Annotated in this window: 15 protein-coding genes; 4 read left to right on the top strand and 11 right to left on the bottom strand. The window is 64.5% G+C overall.

Annotated features, from left to right (window positions below):
• Positions 1-2: 2 nt before the first annotated feature.
• The 3 genes from yidD to rpmH are packed head-to-tail and all read right to left on the bottom strand — an operon-like array spanning position 3 to position 774.
• Complete coding sequence (gene yidD / locus AAG092_RS11540; RefSeq protein ID WP_110680595.1) at positions 3-239, bottom strand: membrane protein insertion efficiency factor YidD; 237 nt, start codon at positions 237-239, stop codon at positions 3-5.
• Positions 232-627, bottom strand: a complete 396-nt coding sequence (rnpA, locus tag AAG092_RS11535; protein ID WP_110680594.1) for a ribonuclease P protein component — start codon at positions 625-627, stop codon at positions 232-234. Before rnpA ends, yidD begins: the two co-directional genes overlap by 8 nt.
• A 12-nt stretch (positions 628-639) precedes the next feature.
• Complete coding sequence (gene rpmH, locus AAG092_RS11530; protein WP_021702523.1) at positions 640-774, bottom strand: 50S ribosomal protein L34; 135 nt, start codon at positions 772-774, stop codon at positions 640-642.
• 528 nt (positions 775-1,302) lie between these two features.
• Here rpmH and dnaA point away from each other — a divergent pair.
• From dnaA to gyrB, 4 genes are read left to right on the top strand one after another with little or no spacing between them, the layout of a single operon-like run.
• On the top strand, positions 1,303-2,754 hold the full coding sequence (gene dnaA / locus AAG092_RS11525; protein WP_373386794.1) for a chromosomal replication initiator protein DnaA: 1,452 nt from the start codon (positions 1,303-1,305) through the stop codon (positions 2,752-2,754).
• Between the two features lie 29 nt (positions 2,755-2,783).
• On the top strand, positions 2,784-3,887 hold the full coding sequence (gene dnaN, locus AAG092_RS11520) for a DNA polymerase III subunit beta (protein WP_373386793.1): 1,104 nt from the start codon (positions 2,784-2,786) through the stop codon (positions 3,885-3,887).
• A 10-nt stretch (positions 3,888-3,897) separates the two neighbouring features.
• The gene (recF, locus tag AAG092_RS11515) at positions 3,898-4,998 is read left to right on the top strand and encodes a DNA replication/repair protein RecF (protein WP_373386792.1); all 1,101 of its coding nucleotides are present in this window, start codon (positions 3,898-3,900) and stop codon (positions 4,996-4,998) included.
• Positions 4,995-7,418: a DNA topoisomerase (ATP-hydrolyzing) subunit B gene (gene gyrB / locus AAG092_RS11510; RefSeq protein WP_373386791.1), complete on the top strand. Its 2,424-nt coding sequence runs from the start codon at positions 4,995-4,997 to the stop codon at positions 7,416-7,418. The genes recF and gyrB overlap by 4 nt, the downstream gene beginning before the upstream one ends.
• A 327-nt stretch (positions 7,419-7,745) precedes the next feature.
• On the opposite strand, the gene AAG092_RS11505 is transcribed toward gyrB, so the two are convergent.
• From AAG092_RS11505 to gmhB, 8 genes are all read right to left on the bottom strand, one after another.
• Entirely contained in the window at positions 7,746-8,678 is a 933-nt protein-coding gene (locus AAG092_RS11505) for a phosphatidate cytidylyltransferase (RefSeq protein WP_021700822.1), read from the bottom strand.
• Between the two features lies 1 nt (position 8,679).
• Complete coding sequence (locus AAG092_RS11500; protein ID WP_373386790.1) at positions 8,680-9,303, bottom strand: lysophospholipid acyltransferase family protein; 624 nt, start codon at positions 9,301-9,303, stop codon at positions 8,680-8,682.
• A 13-nt stretch (positions 9,304-9,316) separates the two neighbouring features.
• On the bottom strand, positions 9,317-9,772 hold the full coding sequence (locus AAG092_RS11495) for a hypothetical protein (RefSeq protein WP_373386789.1): 456 nt from the start codon (positions 9,770-9,772) through the stop codon (positions 9,317-9,319).
• Entirely contained in the window at positions 9,762-11,099 is a 1,338-nt protein-coding gene (locus AAG092_RS11490; RefSeq protein ID WP_373386788.1) for a phosphatase PAP2/dual specificity phosphatase family protein, read from the bottom strand. The genes AAG092_RS11495 and AAG092_RS11490 overlap by 11 nt, the downstream gene beginning before the upstream one ends.
• Entirely contained in the window at positions 11,099-12,853 is a 1,755-nt protein-coding gene (locus AAG092_RS11485) for a bifunctional alpha/beta hydrolase/class I SAM-dependent methyltransferase (protein ID WP_373386787.1), read from the bottom strand. The genes AAG092_RS11490 and AAG092_RS11485 overlap by 1 nt, the downstream gene beginning before the upstream one ends.
• Positions 12,854-12,863: 10 nt before the next feature.
• Complete coding sequence (locus AAG092_RS11480; protein WP_373386786.1) at positions 12,864-13,487, bottom strand: CDP-alcohol phosphatidyltransferase family protein; 624 nt, start codon at positions 13,485-13,487, stop codon at positions 12,864-12,866.
• A 207-nt stretch (positions 13,488-13,694) separates the two neighbouring features.
• A complete protein-coding gene (locus AAG092_RS11475; RefSeq protein WP_373386785.1) occupies positions 13,695-14,468 on the bottom strand; it encodes a lysophospholipid acyltransferase family protein in 774 nt (257 codons plus the stop codon).
• 15 nt (positions 14,469-14,483) lie between these two features.
• Positions 14,484-15,014, bottom strand: coding sequence for a D-glycero-beta-D-manno-heptose 1,7-bisphosphate 7-phosphatase (gene gmhB / locus AAG092_RS11470; RefSeq protein WP_373386784.1), 531 nt, complete (start codon positions 15,012-15,014; stop codon positions 14,484-14,486).
• Between the last annotated feature and the right edge of the window lie 22 nt (positions 15,015-15,036).

Below are 15,036 nucleotides of genomic sequence, written 5' to 3'. Positions count from 1 at the left end.
GATTACTCGGTCATCGAAGGGGAAGAAGGAGGTGGAACCGGATCGTAGCCACCGGGATTCCACGGATGGCAGCGGCCCAGGCGACGCAGGCCGAGCCAGCCGCCACGCAGCACGCCATGGATCTCGATGGCTTGCTGGGTGTAACAGGAGCAGCTGGGATAGAAGCGACAGTGACTGGCCATCAAGGGGCTGATGGCGTAGCGGTAGAACTGGATCGGAAGGATGGCCAGTTTACGCATGGGGGCTGTCGCTTACCCCGGGAGGAGCGGCTGAGGGGCGTTGCTTGGCCAGGCGTCTCCAGAGTTTGCCGAACTGCTGTTGCAGTTCCGGATTGTCCAGATCGCCGAGGCCTTTGCGCGCCACCACGACAATGTCCAGTCCGGCCAGCAACTCCTGATTGAGCCGGAAGGAATCCCGGATCACGCGTTTCAGGCGATTACGCTGGACGGAGAGCTTGACGCTTTTCTTGCCGATCACCAGCCCCAGGCGGGGATGGTCGAGATCATTGGCGCGAGCGAGGAGCAGGACGTTCTTGCCTGGAGCCTTGCCGCTTGGTGAGTCGAAGACCGCCTTGAAGTGCCGGGGTGTCAGCAGGCGCTTTTCCCGACCGAAGTCTCGACTCACCACCCGTTCCGTTTATCAGACGGTCAGGCGCTTGCGGCCCTTGGCGCGACGACGCGACAGGACGGCACGGCCGTTCTTGGTGGCCATGCGGGCGCGGAAACCGTGAACGCGAGCGCGCTTGAGGGTGCTGGGTTGGAAAGTACGTTTCATGATGCTTTACCTGGGTGGTCCACTACGGGCCGGAATGGCCCCCGTTTGAAAGAGACCGGCGATTCTAGAGAAACCGCGGCCTCAGGTCAATTTCCAACCAGGCCTGGAAGAAGGGATAGAAGATAAAAGGAAAGAAATTATTTAAAAGATCGTTCTAGTAACTCTTTCTAGTGGGGCTCCGCGCTGTGGAAAACCCGCTGCAGCCCTTGGTGTTCAGGTGCTCCAGCCCGGGAAAAGGTTGTCTGCAACCGGTGCGTCAGGTGTGCGGCAGCCGTGCATGAGGTGTGGAGAAAGGCCGTTGTTACCCACAGGGGCATTTTCCACGGCGGCGTCCCCAGGCTTTTCCACCGCCCTTGGGTTACCTTTATCCACAGCTTTGCGGTGACCTGGCGAGAAGCTTGGAAACACAAATAAATCCTTGATTTTGCTTGGTTGAAATCGATCAATCGTGTGGATAACTCGGGGGGGCAAGGCTACAATGCAGGCTGTTTTTTGCTTCGCCAACCGTAGCGATCCCAGGGGATTTCAGTGTCCGTAGAACTTTGGCAGCAGTGTGTGGAGCTGCTTCGCGACGAGTTGCCCGCCCAACAATTCAACACCTGGATCCGCCCCCTGCAGGTGGAGTCCGCCGGCGACGAGTTGCGCGTCTATGCGCCCAACCGTTTCGTCCTCGACTGGGTCAACGAGAAGTACATGGTGCGCCTGCTCGAGCTGCTGGCCGAGCGCGCCAATGGTCTGGCCCCGGCGCTGTCGCTGCTGATCGGCAGCAAGCGTCCCGCGGCACCGCGCATGGTTGCACCCGTGGCGCCTTCTTCTATTAATAGTGCCCCAGCGGCAGCCGTCGCTCCGGCGGCGGTCGCCGAGGATCTGCCCAGCGATCCGCTGGCCACGGTCGCGCCGCCCATCGCCGCCAGTCGCCCGGCCGAGCGCACCGTGCAGGTGGAAGGTGCGCTCAAGCACACCAGCTACCTGAACCGCACCTTTACCTTCGAGAACTTCGTCGAGGGCAAGTCCAACCAGATGGCCCGCGCCGCGGCCTGGCAGGTGGCGGACAACCTCAAGCATGGCTACAACCCGCTGTTCCTCTATGGCGGCGTCGGCCTGGGCAAGACCCACCTGATGCATGCGGTGGGCAACCACCTGCTGAAGAAGAACCCCAACGCCAAGGTGGTTTACCTGCATTCCGAGCGCTTCGTCGCCGACATGGTCAAGGCGCTGCAGCTCAACGCGATCAACGAGTTCAAGCGCTTCTACCGCTCGGTGGATGCGCTGCTGATCGACGACATCCAGTTCTTCGCCAAGAAGGAGCGTTCCCAGGAAGAGTTCTTCCACACCTTCAATGCGCTGCTCGAGGGCGGCCAGCAGGTGATCCTCACCAGCGACCGTTACCCGAAGGAGATCGAGGGCCTGGAAGAGCGTCTGAAATCGCGTTTCGGCTGGGGCCTGACGGTGGCGGTGGAGCCGCCGGAGTTGGAGACCCGCGTGGCCATCCTGATGAAGAAGGCCGAGCAGACCAAGGTCGACCTGCCGCACGATGCCGCCTTCTTCATCGCCCAGCGTATCCGCTCCAACGTGCGTGAACTGGAAGGCGCGCTGAAGCGGGTGATCGCCCACTCGCACTTCACCAACCAGCCGATCAGCATCGAGCTGATTCGTGAGTCGCTGAAGGACCTGTTGGCCCTGCAGGACAAGCTGGTCAGCGTCGACAATATTCAGCGCACGGTGGCCGAGTACTACAAGATCAAGATCGCCGATCTGCTCTCCAAGCGTCGCTCTCGTTCGGTGGCGCGGCCGCGCCAGGTGGCCATGGCCCTGTCCAAGGAACTGACCAACCACAGCCTGCCGGAAATCGGCGATGCTTTTGGCGGAAGAGACCACACCACAGTGCTGCACGCCTGTCGTAAGATTGCGGAATTGCGCGAAGCCGACGCGGATATCCGCGAGGACTACAAGAACCTGCTGCGCACCCTGACCACCTGATCGCAGCCCACAAGGCAAGGGACTAGACCATGCATTTCACCATTCAACGCGAAGCCCTGTTGAAACCCCTGCAACTGGTCGCCGGCGTCGTCGAACGCCGCCAGACCCTGCCGGTCCTGTCGAACGTGCTGCTGGTGGTCGAAGGCCAGCAGCTGTCGCTGACCGGTACCGACCTGGAAGTCGAGCTGGTTGGGCGCGTGACCCTGGAAGACAGTGCCGAGCCGGGTGAGATCACCGTACCGGCGCGTAAGCTGATGGATATCTGCAAGAGCCTGCCGAGCGATGCGCTGATCGACATCCGTGTCGACGAGCAGAAGCTGGTGGTCAAGGCCGGGCGCAGCCGCTTCACCCTGTCGACTCTGCCGGCCAATGACTTCCCCACCGTGGAAGAAGGCCCGGGCTCGCTGACCTTCAACCTGGTACAGAGCAAGCTGCGTCGCCTGATCGACCGCACCAGCTTCGCCATGGCCCAGCAGGACGTGCGCTACTACCTCAACGGCATGCTGATCGAGGTGCAGACCGGTGTGCTGCGCGCCGTCGCCACCGACGGCCACCGCCTGGCCATGTGCGCCATGGAAGCCGCCATCGAGCACACCGAGAAGCACCAGGTGATCGTGCCGCGCAAGGGCATCCTCGAGCTGGCCCGTCTGCTCACCGAGCAGGATGGTGAAGTCGCCATCGTGCTGGGTGCGAACCATATCCGCGCCACCACCGGTGAGTTCACCTTCACCTCCAAGCTGGTCGACGGCAAGTTCCCGGACTACGAGCGCGTCCTGCCACGCGGCGGTGACAAGCTGGTGATCGGTGATCGCCAGGCCCTGCGTGAAGCCTTCAGCCGTACCGCGATCCTGTCCAACGAGAAGTACCGCGGCATTCGCCTGCAGCTGGCCAGCGGTCTGCTGAAGATCCAGGCCAACAACCCGGAGCAGGAAGAAGCTGAAGAGGAAGTGGTGGTCGACTACAACGGCGGCTCGCTGGAGATCGGCTTCAACGTCAGCTATCTGCTCGACGTGCTGGGCGTGATGACCACCGAACAGGTACGCCTGATCCTTTCCGATGCCAACAGCAGCGCCCTGGTGCAGGAAGCCGGCAACGACGACTCCTCTTACGTCGTTATGCCGATGCGTCTGTAATATCCGCTGAATGTCCCTTTCCCGCGTCACTGTCACCGCGGTGCGAAACCTGCACCCGGTGACGCTCTCCCCCTCCCCCCGCATCAATATCCTTCACGGCGCCAACGGCAGCGGCAAGACCAGCCTGCTGGAAGCCATCCATTTGCTTGGCCTCGCTCGCTCGTTCCGCAGCAACAAATTGCAGCCGATGATCCAGTACGAGCAGCCGGCCTGTACCGTGTTCGGTCAGGTGCAACGTGAGGATGGCTTGCACAGCAACCTGGGTATTTCCCGTGACCGTCAGGGCGAGCTGCAGATCCGCATCGATGGGCAGAACGCGCGCAGCACCGCGCAGCTGGCCGAGATCCTGCCGTTACAGGTGATCAATCCGGACAGCTTCCGTCTGCTTGAAGGGGCACCCAAGGTCCGTCGGCAGTTCCTCGACTGGGGAGTGTTCCACGTGGAACCACGCTTCCTGCCGGCCTGGCAGCGCCTGCAGAAGGCCCTGCGGCAGCGGAACTCGTGGCTGCGGCATGGTACACTGGACGCCGCGTCGCAAGCGGCCTGGGACCGAGAACTGTGCCTGGCCAGCGACGAGCTGGACGGCTATCGGCGGGCCTATATCCAGGCCCTGAAACCGGTGTTCGAACAGGTGCTGGGCGAGCTGGTGGAGATCGAGGGGCTGACCCTCAGCTACTACCGCGGCTGGGACAAGGACAAATCGCTGGCCGAGGTACTGGCCGCTACCCTGCCCCGCGATCAGCAGCTCGGTCATACCCAGGCCGGTCCGCAGCGTGCCGACTTGCGCCTGCGGCTGGGGGTGAACAATGCCGCGGAGATTCTGTCCCGCGGTCAGCAGAAGCTGGTGGTGTGTGCCTTGCGCATCGCCCAGGGGTATCTGCTGAACCAGGCCAAACAAGGCCAATGCATCTATCTGGTGGACGACCTGCCGTCGGAGCTGGATGAGCGACACCGACAGGCCCTGTGCCGCCTGCTGGATGATTTGCAGTGCCAGGTGTTCATCACCTGTGTCGACCACGAATATTTGAAGGATGGCTGGCGCACGGACACGCCGGTCGCCATGTTCCACGTGGAACATGGAGTGATCACCGCATCGGGAGTGAACGCATGAGCGACGAGAACAACACGTACGACTCCTCGAGTATCAAGGTACTCAAAGGTCTGGATGCCGTACGCAAGCGCCCGGGCATGTACATCGGCGACACCGATGACGGCACCGGCCTGCACCACATGGTGTTCGAGGTGGTGGACAACTCCATCGACGAAGCGCTGGCCGGCTACTGCTCCGAGATCAGCATCACCATCCACCCCGACGAGTCCATCAGCGTGCGCGACAACGGTCGCGGCATCCCGGTGGACATGCACAAGGAAGAAGGCGTCTCCGCGGCCGAGGTCATCATGACCGTGCTGCACGCCGGCGGTAAGTTCGACGACAACAGCTACAAGGTCTCCGGCGGCCTGCACGGCGTGGGTGTCTCGGTGGTCAACGCGCTGTCCAAGGAACTGGTGCTGACCATCCGCCGCAGCGGCAAGATCTGGGAGCAGACCTACGTGCACGGCGTGCCGCAGGCACCGCTGGCCCCGGTCGGCGACAGCGAGGGCACCGGCACGCAGATCCACTTCAAGCCGTCCGAAGACACCTTCAAGAACATCCACTTCAGCTGGGACATCCTGGCCAAGCGCCTGCGCGAGCTGTCCTTCCTCAACTCCGGCGTCGGCATCCTGCTCAAGGACGAACGCAGCGGCAAGGAAGAGCTGTTCAAGTACGAGGGCGGCCTCAAGGCCTTCGTCGAGTACCTGAACACCAACAAGACCATCGTCAACCAGGTGTTCCACTTCAACGTGCAGCGCGAGGAAGACGGCGTCGGCGTGGAAGTGGCCCTGCAGTGGAACGACAGCTTCAACGAGAATATCCTCTGCTTCACCAACAACATTCCCCAGCGTGACGGTGGTACCCACCTGGCCGGCTTCCGCTCCGCCCTCACCCGCCACCTGAACAACTACATCGAGCAGGAAGGCCTGGCGAAGAAGTTCAAGATCGCCACCACCGGCGACGATGCCCGCGAAGGCCTGACCGCGATCATCTCGGTCAAGGTGCCGGATCCGAAGTTCAGCTCGCAGACCAAGGACAAGCTGGTCTCCTCCGAGGTGAAGACCGCAGTCGAGCAGGAGATGGGCAAGTACTTCGGCGACTTCCTGCTGGAGAACCCCAACGAGGCCAAGGCCGTGGTCGGCAAGATGATCGACGCCGCCCGTGCCCGCGAGGCCGCGCGCAAGGCACGCGAGATGACCCGCCGCAAGGGCGCGCTGGACATCGCCGGCCTGCCCGGCAAGCTGGCCGACTGCCAGGAGAAAGATCCGGCGCTGTCCGAACTCTACATCGTGGAGGGTGACTCCGCGGGCGGTTCCGCCAAGCAGGGCCGCAACCGCAAGACCCAGGCGATCCTGCCGCTCAAGGGCAAGATCCTCAACGTCGAGAAGGCACGCTTCGACAAGATGCTCTCCTCCCAGGAGGTCGGCACGCTGATCACCGCCCTCGGCTGTGGCATCGGCCGCGAGGAGTACAACATCGACAAGCTGCGCTACCACAACATCATCATCATGACCGATGCCGACGTTGACGGTTCGCACATCCGTACCCTGCTGCTGACCTTCTTCTTCCGCCAGCTGCCGGAGCTAATCGAGCGTGGCTACATCTATATCGCTCAGCCGCCGCTGTACAAGGTGAAAAAGGGCAAGCAGGAGCAGTACATCAAGGACGACGAGGCCATGGACGAGTACATGACTCAGTCGGCCCTGGAAGAAGCCAGCCTGCACGTCAACGAGAATGCCCCGGGCCTGTCCGGCGAGGCGCTGGAGCGGCTGGTCAACGACTACCGCGCGGTGATCAAGACCCTCGGCCGCCTGTCGCGCGTTTACCCGCAGGACATCACCGAGCACATGGTCTACCTGCCGCGCGTATCGGTCGAGCAGCTGGCCGACCAGGCTGCCATGCAAGCCTGGCTGGAAGCCTTCCAGGCGCGCCTGAAGGGCGCCGAGAAGTCCGGCCAGACCTACAGCGCCAGCCTGCGCGAGGATCGCGAGCGCCACCTGTGGCTGCCGGAGGTGGAAGTGCTGGCCCACGGCCTGTCCAGCTACATCACCTTCAACCGCGACTTCTTCGCCAGCAACGACTACAAGTCGGTCACCGCGCTGGGCGACCAGCTCAACAGCCTGCTGGAAGACGGTGCCTACGTGCAGCGTGGTGAGCGCAAGAAGGCTGTCAGCACCTTCAAGGAAGCCTTCGAGTGGCTGAAGACCGAGAGCACCAAGCGTCATAGCATCCAGCGCTACAAGGGTCTTGGCGAGATGAACCCGGAGCAGCTGTGGGAGACCACCATGGACCCGACCGTGCGCCGCATGCTCAAGGTGACCATCGAGGATGCCATCGCCGCCGACCAGATCTTCAACACCCTGATGGGCGATGCCGTGGAGCCGCGTCGCGACTTCATCGAGTCGAACGCCCTGGCGGTGTCGAATCTGGACTTCTGATCCAGTCGCTAGAAGAAACCCCGGCCCAAGCGCCGGGGTTTTTATTTCTGCTGCTATGGCGAAAGGCTTACACGCCGAAGCGGAATGGGCTTCTGCCCTCCCCGCCGGGTCCCGGCTAATCTACACACAGCTGCCGGGAACTGGATGTCCCGGGTCAAGGAAGACGGACCGCGCCAGGATGGCAGACGACAGGATGTCGGAAGGTCATAAAAAACCCGCCTCGGCGGGTTTTTTGTTGCCTGCGATTCCATGCAGGCGCTGCGCCAGCGCTGCCTCAAGATTCCGCGAGTCGGCTGTCGCCTCGAACGAGGCGACAGCCGAAGCGGATCAGGCCCACCAGTAGCGCACGAAGTGGAAGAAGATCGGTGCGGCGAAGCATACCGAGTCCATGCGGTCGAGCATGCCGCCGTGGCCCTCAATCATGTGGCCCCAGTCCTTCACCCCGCGGTCGCGCTTGATCGCCGACATCACCAGGCCACCGGCGAAGCCCAGCAGGTTGACGGTCAGCGCCATCAGCGCCGCCTGCCAGAAGCTGAACGGGGTGATCCAGAACAGCGAGGCACCGACCAGGCTGGCCAGGGCCACGCCGCCGACAAAGCCTTCCACGGTCTTGGAGGGCGATAGCTTGGGCGCGATCTTGTGCTTGCCGGCGAGCTTGCCGCAGACGTACTGCAGCACGTCCGAAAGCTGCACGACGATGATCAGCCAGGCGATCAGCAGCAGGTTGCGCCCTTCGTAGCCGGGAATATCCAGAGTCAGCAGCGCCGGCACGGCGGACACGCAGTACACCGCGATCATCAGCCCCCACTGCACTTCCGAGGCGCGCTCGAGGAAGCGCGTGGTATCGCCGCCCAGCGAGGCGAGGATCGGCAGCAGGAGGAACAGGTAGACCGGGATGAAGATGGCGAACAGGCCGTACCAGTCCAGGGCAATCAGCAGGTACTGCATCGGCAGCGCGAAGTAGAAGGCCGCCACCAGTGCCGGATAGTCGCTGCGCCGGGTCGGCGTCAGGGTTAGGAACTCGCGCAGGGCGTAGAACGACACGAAGTAGAACAGCAGGATCACGCCATTGTTGCCGAACAGGAAGGCGATGCCGATGACCAGCACCATGGCCCACCAGGCGTCGATCCGCGCGTTGAGGTTCTCGATTACCGCGTTGGGTACTTCACCGGCGCGCCGGCGCAGAACGCGGGCGATCAGGGTGGCGAGCAGCAGTACGGCACCGATGCCGGCGAACAGCAGGATTGTATTGCGATCCATCTCAGACTACCTCCGGGGCCAGTTCCAGCAGGGCATTGCGGGCGCGTTCGAGGAACGCTGCCTTGTCCTCCCCTTCCTGGCGTTCGAGCGGTGCGCCGAAGCTCAGGGTACACAGCAGCGGCAGTGGCAGCGCCCTGCCCTTGGGCATCACCCGGTTGAGGTTGGCGATCCACACCGGCACCAGTTCCACATCGGGTTTGGCCTGCGCCAGGTGGTACAGGCCGCTCTTGAACGGCAGCAGCTGCTCGTCGGTGAGGTTGCGCGTGCCTTCGGGGAAGATGATCAGCGAGTCATCCTGTTCCAGCGCATCGAGCATCGATTGCAGCGGGTTGGCGTTGGGGTCGCTGCGGTCGCGCTCGACCAGCACGCCGTTGAACACATCGCGGATCAGAAAGCGGCGCAGATCGCCCTTCATCCAGTAGTCGGAGCCGGCCACCGGGCGAGTACGCCGGCGCAGCTCCGGTGGCAGGGAGGCCCAGAGCAGCACGAAGTCGCCGTGGCTGCTGTGGTTGGCGAAATACAGCCTTTGTGTCGGCTGGGCCGTGCAGCCCAGCCAGAGGGCGCGGGCGCCGGTCAGCAGGCGAGCTGCCGAGGTGATGGCGAAGGCAGTGAGCGAAGCGAGCATGGATATGACTCCTTTATCCAGCCAGGGAAAGCCAGGGGGTGGCGAGAATGACGACCAGGGCCAGCAACAGCTGCGCCACCAGCCAGGCTGCCTGCAGGCGCAGCAGACGGAGCGCGGCGTGACTACGTTGCAGCCAGTCGCGAGGCGCAGCGTCGGTGGGTTGCAGGCCAAGGCTGTACAGCGCCTGGTCGAGGTCGGTGGTGTGCATGGCGAGACGAGCGGCATCGCCGGCCAGGCGGGCGAACAGTTCAGCGTCCAGTGCCACGCGGATGGCCCAGTACTTCTGTGCCAGGCCGAGCATCACCAGCAGGCCGCAGACCACAGCGCTGGCGGCGCTGGGTGGCGTACCGAGCAGAGGCGCCAGGCCATAGGCCAGGGCCAGCAGGGTCAGCGCGTTGGACAGCAGGTCCAGGCCGCGGCCGCGGCGCAGCAGGCCGGCGACCAGGGTGAGTTGCATCTCAGAGGCCATGGGCCATCTCCAGATTCGCCGAGGGTTGCAGCAGGCCCTGCAGCGCTTTGCGCTGGGCGTCGCCAAGGACAATCCGTGGCCGTGCGGCGCGGATCATCGCGATGGCCTGCTCGACGCTGTCGGCGCGGCCGCTATGCAGCAGCCAGGCGGCGACCAGGGTGGCGCTGCGCGAGTAGCCGAGGGCGCAGCAGACCAGCAGCGGACCCTGCTGGCGCAACTGTTCGATCAGCTCGGCGCCCTGACGGCAGGCTTCGCTATCCGGGGCGACCAGGTCGAGCAGCGTCAGGTTGCGATAGGTCTTGCCGGGCAGGCGCACCGGCAGCTCGGCGCTAAGGTCCAGCACGGCGGTGAAGGGCGCTGCTTCCTGCTCGGTCGGTACGCGTCCTAGCCATATGCCCTCCGCGACCTGATCCGGGTGTGGATGCTTGCGTGTCCACAGCCGCGAGTTGACCCAGGCTCCAAGCAGATAGGGCGCCAGTAGCCAGCTGCTGGCCGAACTCAGAGAGCCGTCTGTGTGCTTCTGGAAGCCGGCCGCGCCGAACAGCGCGTAATTCAGCGCTACCAGCAGCAGCGATGCGCAGGGCCACAGCAGCCACAGCCAGGCGCCGCCGAGATTGACCGCCAGGGCGGCACAGATCGAGCTGCCGAGCCCGTAGCGCAGGGCCAGGCGCCAGCGCTGTGGCTCGCGAGCCAGGCGCAGGTTGTGCAGCGGGCTGCGGTCCTCTATTGGCCAGAGCCAGACGCATAGCCAGCCGGCCAGGGCGCCGGTGGGGACATCGATGAAGTGATGCTGCCAGGTGGTCAGCACCGACAGGCCGATCAGCGCCATCCAGCCATGCAGCAAGCCACGCAGCAGCAGGCCGCGGGTATGCCGGGCGAACATCACCCAGATCACCACCAGCAGCGCGATGTGCAGCGAGGGCGCCTGGTTGAACGGCTTGTCGAAGCCCATCAGCACATCGAACATCCAGCCGAAGAAGCCGTCCAGCTCCGGACGCTCGAAAGTGAAGCGCAGCGGCCAGAGCAGGAAGCAGGCGACGCAGATGACCTGTGCCGTAAGCAGGCGCAGGGCGTGGCGGTCCATCTCCCGGCGCGTGGCCGGGAGCAGGAAGGACAGGCCGTAGAGCAGGTCGATCGACCAGTAGGGCACGATGCTCCAGGGCCACAGCGGCATCGCGCTTTCCCAGGCGAACACCAGGCTGCCGACATCCTCGCGCTGCGCGGTCAGCCAGTTGGCGAAGCCGTAGCTGGCGAAGAACAGCGGGCCGAGCAGCAACAGCCAGAGAACCCCGCGCTTCCACAATCCGGTTTCGCGGGCGGCCTGCATCAGGACACCCGCTGGGCCAGGGACACGCTGAAGATGCCCCATTCGTCGATGCGCTGTTCCAGCTTGCGGAAGCCGGCGGCCTCCACCAGCTGGTCCATTTCAGCCTGGCTGCGCCGGCGCATCACCCAGGCCTGGCCCTGGCGGTGGCTGGTCAGGGCGCGGGCGATCAGTTCCAGCTGTGGGTGCCAGGGCTGGCCGGTGTAGACCAGGTAGCCACCCTCCTCGACCGCTGCGGCCAGGCCGGCCAGCGAGTCGCCGATCATCTGGTTGCTGCCGAACAGCTCGTAGAGGCCGGAGACCACCGCCAGCGTCGGTTTCGGGTCGAGGGCAGCCAGGTCGGCCCGGTCGAAGGCATCGCCTTTGACGAAGCGGGCGATGTCACCGAGGCCCTTCTGCTCGATCAGCGCACTGCCGTCACGTACGTTGATGTCGCTGTAGTCGCGCAGCAGGATTGCGTCCGGCTTGTGCTCCAGTCCTTCGAGGGATTCGAGGATGTAGCGGCCGTGGCCGGCGGCGATGTCGACGATGCGCACCGCCTTGCCCGCTTCGCGCAGCCGGCCCATGGCCAGGCGCAGCAGTTCCTCGGCATGCAGCTTGCGCTGGCGGATGCCGCGCCAGCCGATGGAGTTCAGGTAGTTCGCATCGATCAGGCGGCCCAGCGCGGACTTGCCGGACGGCTGGTTGCGGTAGACGTAATCCAGGGTGCTGCCGGAATCGAAGCCGGTCTCGAAGCCCAGCTTCACCCCGTCGGACAGCCCGCTGCCGAGCTTGAGGCCGGCGCGGGTCGTGCGCCAGTACAGGTCGCCGAGGGAGTTCTTCGGCAATGGCGCGGCCAGGCTCTCGGCCTCGGCGCAGCTCCAGCCGCAACGGTCGGCATCCAGCAGCGAGGGACGCGCGGCCGGCTGCTGGAAACTTTCCAGGATGAAGCGTCGCGCACGGCTCAGGGCATGGGCGCGGTCACGCTCGCCGAGGGTGTCATGGAAGAAGCCGGGCAGGATGTGCTTCTCCTTGCGCAGGCTGCCCAGGCGCTCGAAGAACTGTTCCTGCGGTTTGCGGTGCACGACGAAGTCGGCGCCGGAGATCAGTAGCTGGGTCGGTACCTGGATCGCCTGGGCATCGGCGACCACGCGCTCGGCGGCATCGTAGAGGCCCAGCAGCATGTTGACCGAGATCGGCCGGGTGATCAGCGGATCGTTCTCGAACGAGGCGATGCGCTCGGGATCGTGGCTGAGAAAGCGCGCCTTGACGTAACTGTTGACGAAGAAGTTGCCGCGCCACTGGCGCAGCAGCTTCAGGCCCGGGCGGGCGAAGGGCACGTAGAGCTTGACCTTGAACGCCGGCGAGGCGAGCACCAGGCAGCGTACCTTGGGCGCGTAGTTGTGGGCCCAGGTGCTGATCAGCACGGCACCCACGCTTTGTGCCAGCACGGCCATATCCGTCTGCTGGATGCTATGTGCCGTAGTGATGTGATCGAGGAAGGTCTGCACATCGCGCACGCTGGTGGCGAAGCTCGGGCTGTCGCCGCGCGCGCCGGGTGACAGGCCATGGCCACGGGCATCCCAGGCGAAGAAGTCGTACTCGGGCAGGTCCAGCTCGGCGGGCAGGTGGGCCATGCGCCCGCCGTGCTCGTGGCCGCGGTGGAACATCACCACTGCCTTGCGCGGGCCAGCGCCGGGCTGAGTGGCGGGCCAGTGGCGATAGAGCAGCTCCACGCCATCGTGGGTGAGGAAGACAGCCGTCTTGCAGTCGCACATCGAAATATCCTTATTCCGATTGAGAGGTTTGTGCCACCTCGGCCAGGCCTTGGCGCACGCGGTTGACCAGAGTCGCCAGCAGCAACAGCAGGATCACGGCCAGCAGCCCGTTTATCCAGGACGACGGCAGCAGGCCGGACGCCACACCGGCACCCAGCACGCCGAAGCAGAAGGCGCGGTCGCTCTTGCCCATGGGGCCGTCGTAGCGGCGCGAGGCACCGACCATCGGGCCGAGCACGCCGGCGTATTCGCTGATCAGCGCCAGTATCACCACCAGCACCACCAGGGTCGGCGAAACGCCGGCGAGCAGGGCGAAGGGCAGGTACAGGGCGCTGTCGGCGATCACGTCGCACAGTTCGTTGAGGTAGGCGCCGAGTTTGGACTGCTGGCCGAATTCGCGGGCGAGCATGCCGTCCACGGCGTTCAGCGCCATGCGCAGCAGCATCCACAGCGGAATCAGGGCGAACAGCCAGGTGTGCTGTGGCAGCCAGGCCAGCAGCGCGCCGAGCAACACGGACACCGCGGCGGCGGCGAGGGTCACCTGGTTGGCGGTGACGCCCCGCGCATATAGGCGCTGCACACCGGGGCGCAGCAGGTTCTGGAAGCGGGGCTTGAGCTGGTAGATGGACGGCATGAAGCGAAATCCCTTTCCCGTTGCGTTCCGGCTAGCTTAACCGCTTTGCCGGGCTGGCGTTCCGCGCAGAACGTGCGGTGCTGCGCGAAAAACTTATACCCCGCTCGATGCCGTCCGTGGTCAAGCGAGAGAGTCTTTTAAATCAATTGGTTAGCAGTATTGATGGCACTCTGCCGGTATTTCCTGCACAGCTTATCCACAGGCGCGTCAGGCGATGCCCGACGCACTTTCGGAGACGACTTGAGGCGCCACGCCGCTGATCTGTTGCTGGGTCTGGGCCACCCAGGCGTAGGCGCGCTCATTGAGCTCGGCAATGGCGCGCGGGCCCTCGCCCTCGGCGTGCATGACCGGGCCTATGACCACCTGGATGGTGCCCGGGTACTTGGCCCAGCCGTGCTTGGGCCAGAACTCGCCGGCGTTGTGGGCGATCGGCAGTACCGGCAGGCCGGCGTTCACCGCCAGGGCGGCGCCGCCGCGGGAGAACTTGCCGATCTGCCCCGGTGGAATGCGCGTGCCCTCGGGGAAGATCAGCACCCAGGCGCCCTGCTTGATGCGCTCGTCGCCCTGCTTGGCCAGCTGCTTGAGGGCGGCCTTGGGGTTGCTGCGGTCGATGGCGATGGGCTTGAGCATGGCCATGGCCCAGCCGAAGAACGGCACATACAGCAGTTCGCGCTTGACCACCTGCGACAGCGGTTCGAACAGCGCGGAGAGGAAGAAGGTTTCCCAGGTGCTCTGGTGCTTGGCCAGGATCACGCAGGGTTGCTGCGGGATGTTTTCCAGGCCGCGGACTTCGTAGTGGATGCCCGCCACCACCTTGGCCAGCCAGGTGGCGCAGCGGCACCAGGCCTGGATCACCAGGCGGTAGCGCGCGCGGAACGGCAGGAAAGGCGCGATGAACACGCAGAGGATGCACCAGAAGAAGGAGCTGGAGGACAGCAGCAGGTAGAAGAAGAAGGTTCTGATGGCCTGCACTGTCGTCATGGGGGCTCGCGTTCTCTAGAGAAGAAGCTGATCGGCTATGGCCGCCAGATCATCGAATATCAGGGTTCCCGCTGGCAATGGCTTGGCCAGGGTGCGCTGGCCCTTGCCGGTCTTCACCAGCACGGGTTGGCAATGGACGGCCAGCGCCGCTTCCAGGTCACCGCTGCTATCGCCGACGAACCAGACGCCTGCCAGTTCCGTGCCGTAGTGCGCGGCGATCTGCTGCAGCATGCCGGGTTTGGGCTTGCGGCAGGTGCAGCCGTCGTCCGGGCCGTGCGGGCAATGTACGATCAGGCCGACTTCGCCGCCCTGCTCCGCTACCAGCTGGCGCAGGCGCGCATGCATGGACTCCAGCGTGGCCAGGTCGTAATAGCCACGGGCCAGACCCGACTGGTTGGTAGCCACGGCCACGGTCCAGCCGGCCCGGCTCAGACGGGCGATGGCATCGATCGAACCGGGGACGGGAATCCACTCGTCGAGCGACTTGATGTAGGCGTCGGAGTCTTCGTTGATGACGCCGTCGCGGTCGAGAATCAGCAGTTTCATGCAATGTCCCGGGTGACCGGGC

It is taken from the genome of Pseudomonas alcaligenes, from assembly GCF_041729615.1.
GTDB lineage: Bacteria > Pseudomonadota > Gammaproteobacteria > Pseudomonadales > Pseudomonadaceae > Aquipseudomonas > Aquipseudomonas alcaligenes_B.
This window is presented reverse-complemented; position numbering and strand designations above follow the sequence as displayed.

Excerpts from the sequence above, each read along its gene's own strand:
- yidD (WP_110680595.1), bottom strand. The coding sequence starts at position 239 with ATGCGTAAACTGGCCATCCTTCCGATCCAGTTCTACCGCTACGCCATC.
- rpmH (WP_021702523.1), bottom strand. The coding sequence starts at position 774 with ATGAAACGTACTTTCCAACCCAGCACCCTCAAGCGCGCTCGCGTTCAC.
- dnaN (WP_373386793.1), top strand. The coding sequence starts at position 2,784 with ATGCATTTCACCATTCAACGCGAAGCCCTGTTGAAACCCCTGCAACTG.
- recF (WP_373386792.1), top strand. The coding sequence starts at position 3,898 with ATGTCCCTTTCCCGCGTCACTGTCACCGCGGTGCGAAACCTGCACCCG.
- gyrB (WP_373386791.1), top strand. The coding sequence starts at position 4,995 with ATGAGCGACGAGAACAACACGTACGACTCCTCGAGTATCAAGGTACTC.
- AAG092_RS11505 (WP_021700822.1), bottom strand. The coding sequence starts at position 8,678 with ATGGATCGCAATACAATCCTGCTGTTCGCCGGCATCGGTGCCGTACTG.
- AAG092_RS11500 (WP_373386790.1), bottom strand. The coding sequence starts at position 9,303 with ATGCTCGCTTCGCTCACTGCCTTCGCCATCACCTCGGCAGCTCGCCTG.
- AAG092_RS11495 (WP_373386789.1), bottom strand. The coding sequence starts at position 9,772 with ATGGCCTCTGAGATGCAACTCACCCTGGTCGCCGGCCTGCTGCGCCGC.
- AAG092_RS11490 (WP_373386788.1), bottom strand. The coding sequence starts at position 11,099 with ATGCAGGCCGCCCGCGAAACCGGATTGTGGAAGCGCGGGGTTCTCTGG.
- AAG092_RS11485 (WP_373386787.1), bottom strand. The coding sequence starts at position 12,853 with ATGTGCGACTGCAAGACGGCTGTCTTCCTCACCCACGATGGCGTGGAG.
- AAG092_RS11480 (WP_373386786.1), bottom strand. The coding sequence starts at position 13,487 with ATGCCGTCCATCTACCAGCTCAAGCCCCGCTTCCAGAACCTGCTGCGC.
- AAG092_RS11475 (WP_373386785.1), bottom strand. The coding sequence starts at position 14,468 with ATGACGACAGTGCAGGCCATCAGAACCTTCTTCTTCTACCTGCTGCTG.
- gmhB (WP_373386784.1), bottom strand. The coding sequence starts at position 15,014 with ATGAAACTGCTGATTCTCGACCGCGACGGCGTCATCAACGAAGACTCC.